Below are 15412 nucleotides of genomic sequence, written 5' to 3' on the forward strand. Positions count from 1 at the left end.
TGCCAGCGTGCCAGCAACGCGTTTAAAAGTCGCTGCCGAGCGTCAGCGCCGGTCCCGATCCCGGCGATGCGGCCCCGCCGATCCGCTGCCGCCAGTCGAGCGACAGCCGCACCGTGCCGCGCCCGACCGGCACCGCCGCCACGGCGGACGGCCCGATATCCAGCCGCGCACCCTCGCGCTGCGCCCCACCCCAGCCACCAATGCCCAGCCGGAGCGTCCCGCGCCCGACCGTGGCGACCGGATGCAGCAGCCGCGCCGCGCCATCGGCATAGGGTTCGATCCCGTTGCGCGCGACCGCGCCAGCCTGGCCATAGGCTTCGATCGCCAGATCGCCGGGCAATCCCCGGTCGATCCCGGCGATCAGCCCCATGCCGGTCCCGCTGCGCCCCCGGTCCAGCGCGACCCGGCGTTCGACCACCATCGCCACCGGCGCGGGCAACGGCCGCCATTCGACGCCCAACGCGGCCTCCCGCCCCTGCCCTGCCAGCGGCGTCGCGATGCGCCCGGCGATCGCGGCATGCCCGTCCGCCGTCACCGGCATCCGCAGCCGCATCCCCGCCTGTCCGCCGCCCAGCTGCACCGGCCCACCGCTCGCCGCGCCCGGCCGGGCCAGCGCCCACAGGCTGATCGTCATGCGTGGTCCCGCAGCCGGCGGCAGCGGCGGCATCTGCAGCGGTGCGATGCTGCCGTCGACCGGTTCTGCCGAGGCAAAGCCGACCAGGCCGAGCAGGGCCAGCCGCACCCGATCCGCATCGGCCGGCATGGGCGCTGCGCCCCGTGCCGTCGCCACCGTCGGCAGGTCGATCATCGCCAGCGTGGTCCGGCTGACGGCCGACCGCACAACGTCCCGCAGCGGCAGCGTCACCGGCCGGTGCAGCGCCACCTCGGGCTGCGCAACCGCCACGGCCCGCACGCCCGGCAGCACGAGTCGCACCCAATGCTCCGGCGGCAATCCGTCGGGCCATAGCAGCGCGACCCGCATCCCGACCCAGCCGACCGTGACGACCGCCAGAAAGCGCAACGGGCGTCCGCGGGCCGGGGTCACGCGCCGGGCAGCCCAGCGATGTCGGGGAAATGATGCGCGGTCTTGTCCCACCGTACCGGGCGTCCGCGCAGCGTGGCGGCATAGCGCATCACCGCCCGTCGTGCGGCCAGCAGCGCGACCAGATTGCCGACCAGCATCCGCGGGATCGATCGCCACGCCTCGTCCCGGCCATAGCTGTGCCGCACCAGCGCCCATCGCATCGCCGTACGCCACACCAGCAGGCAGAGGTTGATCGCCAGCACCAGCTGCAACGCCGGGTCCAGCGGCGTCGCATCGCTCCCGCGCAGGGTGTGCGCCGTCCCGCCCAGCCCCCACGCGACCAGCGCGATATAGGCGACCGCCAGCACCGGAATCGCCAGGATCGCCCGCCGGTCGCGCATCCGCATCCAGTGGTCGTGCGGCCCCCCGCCAGCCTGCCACCCGATCCGGTCCCATCCGGCCAGTGCGATCCCGGTCATCCACCGCGCCTTTTGCCGGACGGCGGCGTCCAGTCGCGCGGGGAAATAGGCGCGCACCGCGACCGGCGGCCCGCCCGGCGTTTCCCGCACCCGCACGAACACCCCCCGCCCGCCCAGCGCGCGAACGGTCAGCCCCAGCTCGTAATCCTCGGTCAGGCTGGTTTCGTCGAACGGCAGGCCCCCGCGCCGCGCGGCGATACGCGACAGCATGGCCGCCGAAATGGCGCAGCCCACCCCGGCCAGCGGCAGCTCGGCACCCAGTGCACCGCGCACCGGCAATTGCCGGCCATGCGCCTCGGCGAATTCGTCGATATAATGTCCCGATACCCAGCGCGATTCGGGATCGGCCAGCGGCAGGACGGGGATCTGTACCGTATCGGCCGTGGTCAGCAGGTGATCGTACACCCGCAATTCGCCGGGATGCACCACGTCCTCGGCATCGTGCAGCACCATCGCGGTAAAGGGGCGCCCCTCGGCCGCGCCATCGGCGATGATCGCCCGCCATAGCGCGTTCAGGCAGTCGGCCTTGGTCGTCGGCCCCGGAGCGGGCGTCAGCGTCAGCCGCACCCGATCGTCCTCGGTCGCCACCGCGACGATCGCGGCAATGGTCGCGCGGTCGTTGGGATAGGCCCCGGCATAGAGCCGCCAGTCGGGATGGTCGAACCGCGCCAGCGTCGCGCGCAGCATCGCGCCGATGACGACCGCCTCATCCCATGCCGGCACCATCACCGCGATCCGTCCGGTACAGCCGCTACGGGGAAAGTCGTCCAGCGTCGGTTGGGACGCACCACGCCACCAGCGGCGGATCGCGCGGAGCAGGAATGCGCCGTCGACCGCCAGATCGTCCAGCCCGCCGATCAGGAATCCCACGGCGGCGAACAACATGGTCTCGCGCGCGATCGCATCAATCCATGCGATTACTGCATCCATGCCCGTTTCCCCCGAACCGTTCCTGGATATGGTCTACGACGCGGCGGCGATGCCCGACAAGCCGTTCGCTGTCGCAGCATCGCCGCCATCGTTAATTTTTATCGTGTCCGATTGAACCGCCGGGGAATCGGGACGTTGGCGAAAACGGTCCTTAATCCCCCTTTCGGGACTGGTGCTTCGCGCACCGGCCGCGCCGAGCGTATCGACGGCGCGGCCGAACCGCGCGCTTACCAATAAAAGTTGCGGATCACGTCGATCACCCGCCCGCGCCGGTAATCGACCAGCACGACGTCGTTATAATGCCGCACCCAGCGCTGGTTCACGCGGGCCGGGGGCAGGCGATAGCGGCCGGGATCGGCGATCCAGTAACGCTGCGCATAATAGGGGCGCCCGATCGCGATGCCGGGGCGGAACGTCTGATACCGGAACGGCGCGTTCCAGTTGCCGCGGGCATAGACGCCGCGATGTCCCTGGCGATAGGCGCGCCAGTCGTTGCGGCCCCATGCCCGGTCGCGGCGGTCCTCGCGATATTCACGCCGCGCACGGTTCAGGTCGCGGCGTTCGTCGCGGATGTCGCGCGGGTCGCCACGGCGCAGCGCCTGGGCATATTCGCGGCGTTCTTCGCGAATATCCCGCCGGTCGCGGCGTAGTTCATGGCGCGACTGGGCCATGGCCGGGGTCGCGACGGCGGGGAGGGCGACGGTCGCCGCCAGTGCTGCCAGAATGATCTTTCGCATCGGGATTGCTCCTGTCCTCTTGATGAGGACAGGGATGCCCGGGTCGCGCTGAACGCGCGGCGAATGCGATCGTCAGCGTTCTGAAAGGGTCAGGAGTCGCCGGGATGCCGGCGACCCCCTGTCGGGAACGCCGCTTACCGGTTCTGCGCCGGCCCGCCGGTGCCCGGTGCGCCGACCGTGCCGATATTGCCGAACAGGTCGCGGAAGAAGTTCGATTCGCGGCCCAGCGTCGGGGTCTTCTTGTCCCACGGGCTGATGCCGACGACCTGATCGACGCCGGTACGGTCGATCTTGGTCACGTTGCCGGCCTGGTCGAAACTGATCTTCAACGTCGTCTGGTCGACGGCACGCGGGCGGTTGAACGCCAGGTTGCGGCTGTCGCGCGACAGATAGAACCATTCGCGATCGGAAAACTGCCCGACGAAAGTGGGCGTGCCCAGCGTCTGCAGCACCGACTGGCGGGTATCTACGCCCGGCTGGACCGCGTTGACCAGATCGGGATCGATGACATAGCCCTGGTGGCTGCGCAGCTTCGTGCAACCTCCCAGGCCCGCCGCGGCACAGGCGATCATCAGCGCCACTGCGCCACGGGTGGGGAAGCGAACCATAAAATCTCCGTCCAGCGAACGCGCGACCGGGCCGACGCGATTGCATCGCGCAGCCACGCGTTCAATATGACGGACCCGCGTTATCCACAAGCGCGCCCTTCATCTGCCCGGAGAGTCATGCCGCTATCCCGCCTGTTCCGTCGCGAACCGCCGCCGCGCATCGCCACCACCCTGTATACTGCGGTCGTGGCGCGCGGGCGGATGCCGCACTGGTATCTGGCCGGCGGGGTGCCCGACACGCTCGACGGGCGGTTCGACATGATCGCCGCCGTCTTGTCGATGGTGATGCTCCGGCTGGAGGGCGAGGGGGCAGGGGCCGCCCCTGCCGCGAGCCTTGCCGAATGTTTCGTCGACGACATGGACGGGCAGCTGCGCCAGATCGGTTTCGGCGACATGGTGGTCGGCAAGCATATCGGGCGGATGATGGCGGCGCTGGGCGGGCGGCTGGGCGCGTATCGCGACGGATTGTCCGATGGCGGTTTCGAATCGGCGCTGGTCCGCAACCTCTATCGCGGGGTCGAACCCGCCCCCGACGCGCTTGCTCATGTCGCGGCCGAATTGCGCGCCCTTCGCGTCGCGCTCGACACCGTGTCCATCGACGATCTCCTTGCCGGAACCCTGCCATGACCCCTGAATTCCACCGCCCCGTGCGCATCGACCAGATCGGGGAGGGCGAGCTGAAGCAGCACATCAGCGCCGATGCCGACGAACGCCGCCGGTTGATGGGCCGCTTCAACCTGCTCGAACTCGATTCGCTTGAGGCAGATTACAGCCTGCGCCGCGACGCCGCCGGCATCGTCGCCACCGGGCGACTGACGGCCAAGGTCGCGCAGCCTTGCGTCGCCAGCGGCGAACCGGTGCCCGAAACGGTCGACGAAGCCTTCACCCTGCGGTTCCTGCCCGAAGGCAGCGTGGAACATGGCGAACTCGAACTCGACGACGATGCGCTCGACACGATGTTCTACACCGGATCGGCGATCGATCTGGGCGAAGCGGCGGCGGAAACGCTCGCGCTGGCGCTCGACCCCTATCCGCGCAGCCCCCATGCCGAGGAAGCGTTGCGCGCGGCTGGCGTGCTGAAGGAGGAGGAGGCGGGACCGCTGACGGCGCTCGGCGGCCTGGCCGACCTGCTCAAGAAATAGGCGAAGGGTCAGCCGATGCCCTGCGCCAGCAGTGCGGCGATGGTATCGGCCACCGCCTCCGGCGTGCGATCCTCGTCCCACACGCCGTAACGCAGGCCCAGGAACACGTTCATCCCCATGATCGCCCAGGCGTGGATCTCCGCCTGGGTATCGTCCGGCCCGATGCGGATGCGCGCGGCGATGCGGTCGGCAGTCGTCGCATAATGCTGGCGGAAGCTGGCGGGATCGACGAACTCCGCCTCGTCGATGATGCGATAGATTTCCTTGTGACTCCGCACGAAACGGATGAATTCCAGCAGGCCCGCGCGTTCCGCCGCGATGCGCCCGTCCGCTTCGCGAATCGCCGGGCCGACATGATCGCGCACCTGCGCCGACATGTCGGCGACCAGCGCGCGGAACACCGCGTCCTTCGAATCGAAATAGGTGTAGAAACTGCCCAGCGCCACGCCGGCCCGCCGCGTGATCCCGCTGATCGATCCTTCGTGAAATCCCTTTTCCCCGAACTCGGCGGCGGCGGCGTCGAGGATGGCGCGCTGCGTCCGGCGACCGCGTTCGGTGCGTGGCACCTTGTCCACCGATGCAGGGGCACCGGGACCGGCAGCGTCGGTCGCCATGATTTTTCTCCTCTCCTGTCGGGCGCAAGTTGAAACCCGGTTCAGCTTTCAGTATAGCGAAGCGCAAAGACGTACAACCCGGCCAACGGGTGGCGTTCATATCAGGGAGAGGTCGATGCGCCGCACATTCGGAATCCGCGCCAGTCTGCTTTTGGGGGCGGCACTCGCCGCATCGCCCGCACTCGCGCAAACCACGGAAACGCCGCCCGCTGCCCCGGCCGACTCGGCATCGGTGGTTGAGGATCAGGGCGACGGCGATATCGTCGTCACGGCGCGTCGCCGTGCCGAAAGCGTCATCGACGTGCCGATCGCAATGTCGGTCGTCACCGGCGACCAGCTGACCCGCACCGGCGCAGTCGACATCACCGCCTTGCAGGACAAGACCCCCAACCTGACGCTGCAGATCGCGCGCGGGTCGAACTCGACGCTGATCGCCTTCAGCCGCGGCGTGGGACAGCAGGACCCGCTATGGGGCTTCGAACCCGGCGTCGGTCTCTATCTCGACGACGTCTATGTCGCCCGGCCGCAGGGCGCGGTACTCGATATCTTCGACGTCGAGCGCGTGGAAGTGCTGCGCGGGCCGCAGGGCACGCTGTACGGCCGCAACACCATCGGCGGCGCGATCAAATACGTGACCAAGCGGCTGGGCCACGACTATGCCGCCACCGCCCGTGCCTCCTACGGCGCGTACAACCAGTTCGATCTGGTCGGGCAGGTGACGGTGCCGATCGGCGACACCCTCGCGATCGGCGGCGCGATCGCCCGCTACAAGCGCGACGGATACGGCACCAACCTGACCACCGGCGCCGATCAGTATGACAAGGACGTGCTGGCCGCGCGCGTGTCGGCCGAATGGACCCCGACCGATGCGATCTTCGTCCGCGTCGCGGGCGATCGCACGCTCGACCGCTCGAACCCGCGCCACGGCACCCGCCTGACCGGCAACGGCAACGACGCGCGCTATGCCCCGACCGGCAATGTCTATGACACCCGCGCCGGCATCGGCGACCGCAACCGCGTGGTGGCGCAGGGGGTGTCGCTGACCGGCGAGTTCCAGCTCTCCGACCTGCTGACCTTCAAATCGATCAGCGCGTATCGCGAAGGCGCGACCAACACCGTCATCGATTTCGACAACACCGCGCTGCCGACGTTGGACGTGCCGGCGGAATATGACGACAACCAGTTCACGCAGGAACTCCAGCTGCTGGTGCAGGGCGACCGGGTGCAGGGGGTCGTCGGTCTCTATTACCTCAACGCCACCGCGTCGGGCGCGTTCGACACGGTGCTCGGCGGCCTCAACCTCACCACGCTGACCTCGGGCGAGGTGAAGACCAAGAGCTATGCCGCGTTCGGCGACATCAGCTTCGACGTGACCGACCAGCTGAAGATTTCGGGCGGCCTGCGCTATACCAAGGACGACAAGACCGGCACGGTGTTCCGCCGCAACTATACCGGCATCCGGTCCCCACGCTTCGGCAATGCCAATGCCGTACCCGGCCTGATCCGCACCGATTACACCAACGACCGCAGCTTCGACCAGTTCACCCCGCGCGTCTCGATCAGCTATGAGCCGCGCAAGGATCTGAACCTCTATGCGTCATGGGGCAGGGGGTTCAAATCGGGCGGGTTCGACATGCGCGGCGATGCGGTGTTCACGCCCACCACCGTCAATGGCTATGATCCCGAAAAGATCACCAGCTACGAAGTCGGCATGAAGGGCGCGTTCCTCGACCGCACGCTGTTCCTCAACATGGCCGGCTATTATTCGCGCTACACCGACCAGCAGGTCACGGTGCAGGTGCCCAACATCAACGGCGGCATCGCCAGCTTCGTGGATAACGCCGGCAAAGCGGACATTTACGGCCTGGAGATCGAGGCGCGGATGGTCCCGTCGCGTGAATTTTCGGCGCAGGTGTCGTTCGGCTACACCAATGCCGACTACAAGGAATTCCTGACCTTCATCAACGGCGGCACGACCCCGGTCGATGTGTCGAACCAGCGCGTGTTTCAGAATACGCCCGAATTCACCGCCGCCGCGTCGTTCACCGCCTCGACCGACTTTGCCGGCGGCGCGCTGTCGGTCACCCCCGAAGTGACGCTGCGCAGCGATTATTCGCTGTTCGAAATCCCGACCCCCGCGCTCGACCAGGACGGCTATGCGCTGGTCAATGCCTCGGTGAACTGGCTGTCAGGCAATGGCCGATATCGCCTCGGCATGGCGCTGCGCAACCTGACCGACGAACGCTACCGGGTGGGCGGCTACAACTTCCCCGGCGCGCTCTTCGGCAATTCGATCATCGGCTATTACGGCCCGCCGCGCACGGCCACCGCAACGTTCGAAGTGAAGTTCTAAATCCTCCCCGGCACGGGGAGGATCTTCGAGGAAGTGCATGAAAAACCCCCGCATCACCCTCGCCATGTTGCTGCTGGTCTACAGCTTCAACTTCCTCGACCGGCAAATCCTTTCGATCCTCGCGCAGCCGGTGCAACGCGACCTCGGCCTCGACGACGGGCAGATGGGGATGCTCGGCGGCCTCGCCTTTGCCGCGCTTTATTCGACGCTGGCGATCCCGCTGGCGCTGATCGCCGACCGCACCAGCCGCACCTGGGTCATCACTATCAGCCTCGGCGTGTGGAGCGCGTTCACCGCGCTGTGCGGCACCGCGCAGAATTTTACCCAGATGTTCCTGTTCCGCCTGGGCGTCGGGGTAGGGGAGGCCGGCGGCGTCGCGCCGTCCTATGCGCTGATCGCCGACACCTTCCCGCCCGAACGCCGCGCCCGCGCGCTCGCCATCTATTCGCTCGGCATCCCATTGGGCGCAGCCGGCGGCGTCCTGCTCGGCGGCTATATCGCGCAGGCGGTGGAATGGCGCACCGCCTTCTACACGGTCGGCCTCGCCGGCCTCGTCATCGCCCCCTTCTTCCGGTTGCTGGTAAAGGACCCGCCGCGCGCGGCGGCCAGCGCCGACCGTATCCCCGTCGGCCGGGTGTTCGGCATCCTCGCCCGCAAACCCAGCTTCTGGCTGATGGCGTTCGGCGCGGCGGCGGGGTCGATGTGCGGGTACGGGGTGGCGTTCTGGCTACCCAGCCTGATGATGCGCAGCTTCGGCCTCGACCTGATCCAGACCGGCCAGTTCTTCGGCGCGCTGCTGCTGACCGGCGGGGTGGCGGGTATCCTGCTCGGCGGATCGCTCGGCGACCGGCTGGGCCAGCGCAACAAGCGCTGGTACGCGCTGCTCCCCGCGCTCTGCTATGTGCTGGGCACGCCGCTGTTCATCGCTGGCGTGCTGTCGAGCGGCTGGGTGGCGGCGTTCGCGCTGTTCCTGCTCCCGCAGGCACTGGTCTATGTGTGGCTCGGCCCGGTGCTGACCGCCGTCCAGCATCTGGTGCCGGCACACATGCGGGCCACCGCCTCGGCCTGTTTCCTGCTCATCAACAACCTGATCGGGCTGGGCTTGGGCAGCTGGGTCGTCGGCCAGCTGTCGAAGGGGCTGGCCCCGACCTACGGCACCGAATCGCTACGCTACGCCATCGCGGGGGCACTGTGCCTGTATCTGGTCGCCGGCGCCCTGATGGCTCTCGCCAGCCGCCGCCTCAGCCGCGACTGGGTGGCGTAACCTCCCCCACAACGTCACCCCGGGCTTGACCCGGGGTGACGAAGGGGCAAGCGTGCGCGAAACGCCAAGCCGTATCCCCGCGCAGGCGGGGATCCAGGGCCAAGCAATCCAACGTCGCGTTCGAAACCCTGGACCCCCGCCTGCGCGGGGATACGGATCAATAGGTGATGCCTTACCGCTCCCGCGTCGCCGCGAACTTCACCTTCGAATATTTGTCGGCGATATACCCGACCTCCCACGCACTCTTTGCCAGGAACACCGGATTCCCGTCGCGATCCTTTGCCATCGCGCTGCGATGCAGGTCGGTAAACGCCTTCAGGTCGACCGGATCGCCCGCCGACACCCAACGCGCGGTCTCGAACGGTGCCATTTCCAGCCCCGCCGCGACCTTGTACTCAACCTCCAGCCGGCTCAGCAGCACTTCCAGCTGCAACTGCCCGACCACCCCGATCACCCAGTTCGACCCGATGTCGGGATAGAAGACCTGCGTCACGCCTTCCTCGGCCATGTCGTCGAGGGCTTTCCGCAACTGCTTGGTCTTGGTCGGGTCCTTCAACACCACGCGGCGCAGGATTTCCGGCGCAAAGTTCGGCAGCCCGGTAAAGCGCACATCGGCCCGCTCCGACAGCGTATCGCCGACGCGCAGCGTGCCATGGTTGGGAATGCCGATGATGTCGCCGGGATAGGCCTCGTCCGCCAACTCACGTTCGCGCGCGAAGAACAGGATCGGCGAATGGATCGCGATCGGCTTGCCATGCCCCGTCGGGGTCAGCTTCATGCCGCGTTTGAACACCCCCGAACACAGCCGCATGAACGCGATCCGGTCACGATGGTTGGGGTCCATGTTCGCCTGCACCTTGAACACGAACCCGGTCACCCGATCGTCGGTCGGGTCGACCGGTGCGGGCTCGGCCGGCTGCGGGCGGGGCGGGGGGGCGTGGCGGGCGATCGCGTCGATCAGCGAATCGACGCCGAATTCCTTCAGCGCCGACCCGAAATAGACCGGGGTCAGGTCACCCGCGCGATACGCCGCGCCATCGAAGCTCGCATAGCCGCCGGTCGCCAGCTCGGCCTCCTCGCGCAGCCGCTCGGCCCCTTCCGCCGACAGCACCGAATCGATCCGTTCGTCGTCGAGGCCGGTGAACTGCTCCACCTTACCCTGGAAGTCCTTGGTCCCGGCCTCCGGCTGCAACAGCCGATTGTCGACCAGGTCGTAAATCCCCTCGAACTGCCCGCCCATGCCCGCCGGCCAGGTCATCGGGCATACGTCGAGCTGCAGCATGTCGGCGACTTCATCGAGCAGCGCGAACGGATCGCGCCCTTCGCGGTCGACCTTGTTGACGAAGGTGATGATCGGCACGCTGCGCAGCCGGCACACTTCGAACAGCTTGCGGGTCTGCGGCTCGATGCCCTTCGCCGCGTCGATCACCATCACCGCCGAATCGACCGCGGTCAGCGTGCGATAGGTATCTTCGGAAAAGTCTTCGTGGCCCGGCGTGTCGAGCAGGTTGAAGGTCAGGCCGTTCCGCTCGAACGTCATCACCGACGACGTGACCGAAATCCCGCGCTGCTGCTCGATCTTCATCCAGTCCGACCGCGCGCGACGGGCGGCACCACGTGCCTTCACCTCGCCCGCCAAGTGAATAGCGCCGCCGAACAGCAGCAGCTTTTCGGTCAGCGTGGTCTTGCCGGCGTCGGGGTGGGAGATGATCGCAAAGGTGCGGCGATCGGAAATATGGTCCATCGCCGGCCTTTAGGGCCGCAGGGGGATTCCCGCAACGGAGCGTTGTCGAACGCTACACCCGGCCCCACGTCACCCCGGACACGATCTGGGGTTCGATCACTCCACCAACGTCACCGACATCGCCACCCGATGCGTCGCCCCCGGCGCGACCCGGTGGATGCCCGGCTTGTCGAAGATGTCCCCGGCAAAGCCTTCCGGATCGGCGATCCCGTCCCACGGCTCGATGCACACGAACGCCGACCCCGGCTTGGTCCAGATGCCGAGCTTCGGCATCCCCGGAAAATCGACGCGCAGCTGCGGCCCGTCCTCGGCGCCATAGGTAACGCTGTCGCTCTGCACCGGATCGAACACCAGCGCGTCATTGGCGAACAGCGCGTCGTTCAGTTTCAGCAGCTTGCCGTCCAATAGGCTGGGCCGCCGCTCCGCCGCGATCGTCCCGTTGGCAGCGATCGCCGCGACGGTGCCAACTTCCGCGTCCGAAAATACCATCCGGTGCGCCGCCCGGTCGCGCCCGTAGGGCAGCGGCCAAGCGAACGCCGGATGGAAGCCGATGCTCGCCGGCAGGTCGCGGTCACCGCTATTGGTCACCGTCACCTCGGTATGCAGGGTCGCCCCGTCCAGCCGATGTTCCACGTGAAGCACGAACGCGAATGGATAGACCTTCCGCGTCTCGGCATCATCGACCAGCTCGAACCGCACCGATGTGTCGGTCTGCCCAACCTTCACGAACATCGACCGCCGCGCAAAGCCATGCTTGGCGAGGTGGTAGACCGTGCCATCGACATGATAGCGATCGTCCTGCACCGCGCCGATGATCGGGAACAGGATCGGCGCATGGCCAGTCCAGTATGCCGGATCGGCATTGGTCATCAGCTCGCGACCGTGCGGGTCCTTGATCGAATGCAGTTCGGCACCGAGCGGCTCGACGGCGACGGTCAGCGTTCCGTTGGTCAGGGTCACGGTCATGCGCGCAGGCTCCCACCGATCTTCTTGGCCGCCGCGACGATCTTGTCCGAAATCGCCTTCAGCTCGACATCGGTGAAGCTCTTCGCTCCCGGCTGCAACGTGACCTCGATCGCAAGGCTCTTGTGCCCCGGCTCGACGCCCTGCCCAGCAAACACGTCGAACAGCCGCGCATCGACGATCGCCGCCTTGTCGGCCCCCCGCACCGCCCGCACCAGCTGATCGCCGGTCACGTCGTCCGCCACCAGGAACGCGAAGTCGCGCGTCACCCCCTGCAACGACGGCGGCGCATAGGCCGCGCGCATGAAGCCCTGGCCCCGCTTGGCCGGCAGCGCGTCGAGATAAATCTCCGCCGCCACCACGCCGCCGCCCAGGTCGAACGCCTTGGCGGTGGTCGGGTGCAGCACGCCGAAGCTCGCCAGCACCGTCTTCGGCCCCAGCCGCAGCGTCGCCGACTGGCCCGGATGGAACACGTCGCCAGCGCCGTCCATCACCTGCAAATTGCCGACCGGCGCGCCGGCAGCTTCCAGCAACGCCAGTACCTCGGCCTTGGCATCGAACGCATCGAAGCCCTGTGCCTTGCCCGTCCGCCAGTTGCGCGGAGCCCGCTCGCCCGCCAGCACGACGCCCAGCGTCGCGCGCTCGCCCTCGGCCAGATAGCGCCGGCCGATCTCGAACAGCCGCACGCTCGATTGCCCCCGCTTGGCATTGCGCGCGGCGGCACTGAGCAGTCCGGGCAGCAGCGACGGGCGCATGACCCGCATGTTGCTGGCAATCGGGTTCACCACCTCCCATGCACCGCCGCCGAACGGCGCGGCTTCGTCATCGGCGATGAAGCTCCACGTGATCGCCTCGGCCAACCCCCGTGCCGCCGCCGCGCGGCGCATCCGCCGCTCCAGCTTCTGCTCGGGCGTCGCGGTCGGCACCGCCACCCCGGCGGGGCGGTCGAGCGGGGTGGACGGCACCTTGTCCAGCCCCTCGATCCGGATCACTTCCTCGACCAGATCGGCGGTCCCCTCGACATCGCGCCGCCACGTGGGCACGGTCACCTGCCAGTTGTCACCAACGATGAAGCCCAGCCGTTCGAGAATTGCGCGCTGCCGGTCCTCGGCCACGTCCAGCCCGCCCAGCGTCGCGACGCGGCCCGGCTGATGGATGATCGTGCGGGCCTCGGTCGGCGGCGTGCCGGCCCTGGTCACGCCGCTGGCCTGTCCGCCGCACAACCGCAGGACATAGTCGGTGGCGATGGCCAGCCCCTGCTCGACGAACGCCGGATCGACCCCGCGTTCGAACCGCGTACGCGCATCGCTGGTCAGCGCCAGCTTCTGCCCCGTCCGCGTGATCGCTTCAGGGGTGAAATAGGCACATTCGATCAGCACGTCGGTGGTCGTGTCCGACACGCCCGAATGCTCGCCGCCCATGATCCCGCCGATGTCGTGCACCGCGCCGGCATCGGCGATTACCGTTTCACCGCCGCTCAGCGTGTACGCCTTGCCGTTCAGCACGACGACGCTCTCGCCCGGAATTGCGACCCGCGCGACCAGCCCGCCGTCCAGCTTGGCCATGTCATAGACGTGGAGCGGCCGCCCCAGATCGAACATCACGTAATTGGTAATGTCGACCAGCGTCGAAATCGGCTTCTGCCCGATCGCGTTCAGCCGGCGGCGCATCCATTCGGGCGACTCGCCATTGGTCAGCCCCCGCACCGCCTGCGCATAAAAGGCCGGGCAGCCCGCCGCATCCTCGACCCGCACGTCGGGGCCGGCACCTTCGCCGGCAACCGCCGGCACCGCCAGCGGCTTCAACGTGCCATAGCCCGCTGCCGCCAGATCGCGTGCGATTCCGCGCACGCCCATGCAATCCTGCCGGTTCGGCGTGACGCTGATGTCGATCACCGGATCGTCTAGCCCGGCATAGGCGGGGAAGGCGGTCCCGACCGGCGCATCGGCGGGCAGCTCGATGATCCCGTCATGATCCTCGCCCAGCTCCAGTTCGCGGGTCGAACACATCATGCCGTTCGATTCGACGCCGCGGATCGCCGCGACCTTCAGCACCATGCCATTGGCCGGCACCGTCGCGCCGGGCATCCCGAACACGCCGACCAGTCCCGCGCGGGCGTTGGGCGCACCGCACACGACCTGCAACGGGCCGTCGCCGGCATCGACCGACAGGACCTGCAGCTTGTCCGCCTGCGGATGTGGTTCGGCGCTCAGCACGCGGGCGACGCGGAACGCGGCCAGCTTCTCGCCCGGATCCTCGACGCCCTCGACTTCCAGCCCGATCGCGTTCAGCGCGCCGAGGATCGTGTCCAGCGAGGCATCGGTATCGAGATGCTCGTGCAGCCAGCTCAAGGTGAACTTCATGCGCCTACTCCCCCCGACAGCGTGGGGACGTCCAGCGCCGCAAATCCATAATGTTTCAACCAGCGCAGATCGCCGTCGAAGAACGGGCGCAAATCGTCCATGCCGTATTTCAGCATCGCCAGCCGGTCGACGCCGGTGCCGAACGCGAACCCCTGCCACTCATCGGGGTCGAGGCCACAGGCCGCGATGACCTTGGGGTGGACCATGCCGCTGCCCAGCACTTCCATCCAGCCGCCATTGCCCTTCGCCGGATCACCGCCGACGACGCGCCGGCCCTTTTCCAGCGTATAGCCGATATCGACCTCCGCCGAGGGTTCGGTGAACGGGAAATAGCTCGGGCGCAGGCGCAGCACGATGTCATCGCGCTCGAAATAGGCTTTCAGGAACGTCTCCAGCGTCCATTTGAGATGCCCCATATGGATGCCGCGATCGATCACCAGACCCTCGATCTGGTGGAACATCGGGGTGTGGGTCGCGTCGCTGTCGCTGCGATAGACCCGGCCCGGCGCGATGATGCGGATCGGGGGTTGCTGTGTCATCATCGTGCGGATTTGGACGGGGCTGGTATGCGTTCTCAGGACGTAGCGTTCGGGGGCGCCGGTGGCGGAGCCGCCGTCGTCGGACGGCGCTTCGGCGCCGCCGGCCGCGCTTGCGCTGGTCTCGCCCTGCGGGCTTCGGCGCTGCGCGTAGAACGTATCATGCATCGCGCGCGCCGGATGCGTCTCCGGAATGTTGAGCGCGGTGAAGTTGTGCCAGTCGTCCTCGATCTCCGGCCCCGTCGCGACGGCAAAGCCCAGATCGGCAAAGATTTCGGCCAGCTCGTCCATCACCTGCGACACCGGGTGCACCCCGCCGGTTGCGATGCGGTCGGCGGGCAGGGTCAGGTCGACGCGTTCCGACGCCAGCTTCGCCGCCAGCGCGCGCGCCTCCAGATCGGCCTTGCGGGCACCGATCGCGCTGGTCACCGCCTCACGCAGCGCGTGGATGCCCGGCGCTACGGTCTGGCGTTCCTCGGGCGACAGGCTGCCCAGCGTCTTCAGCAGGCCGGTCACCGCCCCCTGTTTGCCCAGCGCATGAACACGCACCGCCTCCAGCGCGTCAACGCCCGCAGAGGCATCGATGGCGGCGAGCAGGTCGGCACGCAATTGGTCGAGATCGGGGGTCACGGTCGCTCCGGTGGTCGGGATAGGC

13 protein-coding genes are annotated in these 15412 nt (G+C 67.9%); 4 read left to right on the forward strand and 9 right to left on the reverse strand.

What is annotated here, in order from left to right:
* Nucleotides 1-22: 22 nt before the first annotated feature.
* The 4 genes from ASE58_RS13035 to ASE58_RS13050 all read right to left on the reverse strand — a co-directional run bounded on the left by ASE58_RS13035 (nt 23) and on the right by ASE58_RS13050 (nt 3778).
* Nucleotides 23-1045, reverse strand: coding sequence for a hypothetical protein (locus ASE58_RS13035; RefSeq protein ID WP_055821994.1), 1023 nt, complete (start codon nt 1043-1045; stop codon nt 23-25).
* Nucleotides 1042-2433: a glycosyl transferase family protein gene (locus tag ASE58_RS13040; RefSeq protein WP_055821997.1), complete on the reverse strand. Its 1392-nt coding sequence runs from the start codon at nt 2431-2433 to the stop codon at nt 1042-1044. Before ASE58_RS13040 ends, ASE58_RS13035 begins: the two co-directional genes overlap by 4 nt.
* A gap of 227 nt (nt 2434-2660) precedes the next feature.
* A complete protein-coding gene (locus ASE58_RS13045) occupies nt 2661-3170 on the reverse strand; it encodes an RcnB family protein (protein ID WP_055822001.1) in 510 nt (169 codons plus the stop codon).
* A 134-nt stretch (nt 3171-3304) separates the two neighbouring features.
* Nucleotides 3305-3778: an outer membrane protein assembly factor BamE gene (locus ASE58_RS13050; protein WP_055759115.1), complete on the reverse strand. Its 474-nt coding sequence runs from the start codon at nt 3776-3778 to the stop codon at nt 3305-3307.
* A gap of 117 nt (nt 3779-3895) precedes the next feature.
* Between ASE58_RS13050 and ASE58_RS13055 the strand changes: the two genes are divergently transcribed.
* Together ASE58_RS13055 and ASE58_RS13060 are read left to right on the forward strand one after the other, a co-directional pair.
* The gene (locus ASE58_RS13055; protein ID WP_055822003.1) at nt 3896-4405 is read left to right on the forward strand and encodes a ubiquinol-cytochrome C chaperone family protein; all 510 of its coding nucleotides are present in this window, start codon (nt 3896-3898) and stop codon (nt 4403-4405) included.
* Nucleotides 4402-4920: a YceD family protein gene (locus tag ASE58_RS13060; RefSeq protein WP_055822005.1), complete on the forward strand. Its 519-nt coding sequence runs from the start codon at nt 4402-4404 to the stop codon at nt 4918-4920. Before ASE58_RS13055 ends, ASE58_RS13060 begins: the two co-directional genes overlap by 4 nt.
* A gap of 8 nt (nt 4921-4928) precedes the next feature.
* On the opposite strand, the gene ASE58_RS13065 is transcribed toward ASE58_RS13060, so the two are convergent.
* A complete protein-coding gene (locus tag ASE58_RS13065; protein WP_055822008.1) occupies nt 4929-5534 on the reverse strand; it encodes a TetR/AcrR family transcriptional regulator in 606 nt (201 codons plus the stop codon).
* Between the two features lie 115 nt (nt 5535-5649).
* Here ASE58_RS13065 and ASE58_RS13070 point away from each other — a divergent pair, with 115 nt between their 5' ends.
* Together ASE58_RS13070 and ASE58_RS13075 are read left to right on the forward strand one after the other, a co-directional pair.
* A complete protein-coding gene (locus ASE58_RS13070) occupies nt 5650-7887 on the forward strand; it encodes a TonB-dependent receptor (protein WP_055822011.1) in 2238 nt (745 codons plus the stop codon).
* A gap of 37 nt (nt 7888-7924) precedes the next feature.
* Nucleotides 7925-9151, forward strand: coding sequence for a spinster family MFS transporter (locus ASE58_RS13075; protein ID WP_055822014.1), 1227 nt, complete (start codon nt 7925-7927; stop codon nt 9149-9151).
* A gap of 172 nt (nt 9152-9323) precedes the next feature.
* Here ASE58_RS13075 and ASE58_RS13080 read toward each other — a convergent pair whose 3' ends face one another.
* The 4 genes from ASE58_RS13080 to pheS all read right to left on the reverse strand — a co-directional run bounded on the left by ASE58_RS13080 (nt 9324) and on the right by pheS (nt 15387).
* A complete protein-coding gene (locus ASE58_RS13080) occupies nt 9324-10895 on the reverse strand; it encodes a peptide chain release factor 3 (RefSeq protein ID WP_055757225.1) in 1572 nt (523 codons plus the stop codon).
* Nucleotides 10896-10991: 96 nt separating this feature from the next.
* Nucleotides 10992-11861 carry an aldose 1-epimerase family protein gene (locus tag ASE58_RS13085; RefSeq protein WP_055822017.1) on the reverse strand — a complete coding sequence of 290 codons (870 nt, stop codon included), beginning with the start codon at nt 11859-11861 and terminating at the stop codon, nt 10992-10994.
* Nucleotides 11858-14221, reverse strand: a complete 2364-nt coding sequence (gene pheT, locus ASE58_RS13090) for a phenylalanine--tRNA ligase subunit beta (protein WP_055822020.1) — start codon at nt 14219-14221, stop codon at nt 11858-11860. The genes ASE58_RS13085 and pheT overlap by 4 nt, the downstream gene beginning before the upstream one ends.
* Nucleotides 14218-15387, reverse strand: a complete 1170-nt coding sequence (gene pheS / locus ASE58_RS13095) for a phenylalanine--tRNA ligase subunit alpha (RefSeq protein WP_055822023.1) — start codon at nt 15385-15387, stop codon at nt 14218-14220. The genes pheT and pheS overlap by 4 nt, the downstream gene beginning before the upstream one ends.
* Nucleotides 15388-15412 lie beyond the last annotated feature (25 nt).

It is taken from the genome of Sphingomonas sp. Leaf9 (assembly GCF_001421355.1).
Classification (GTDB): domain Bacteria; phylum Pseudomonadota; class Alphaproteobacteria; order Sphingomonadales; family Sphingomonadaceae; genus Sphingomonas.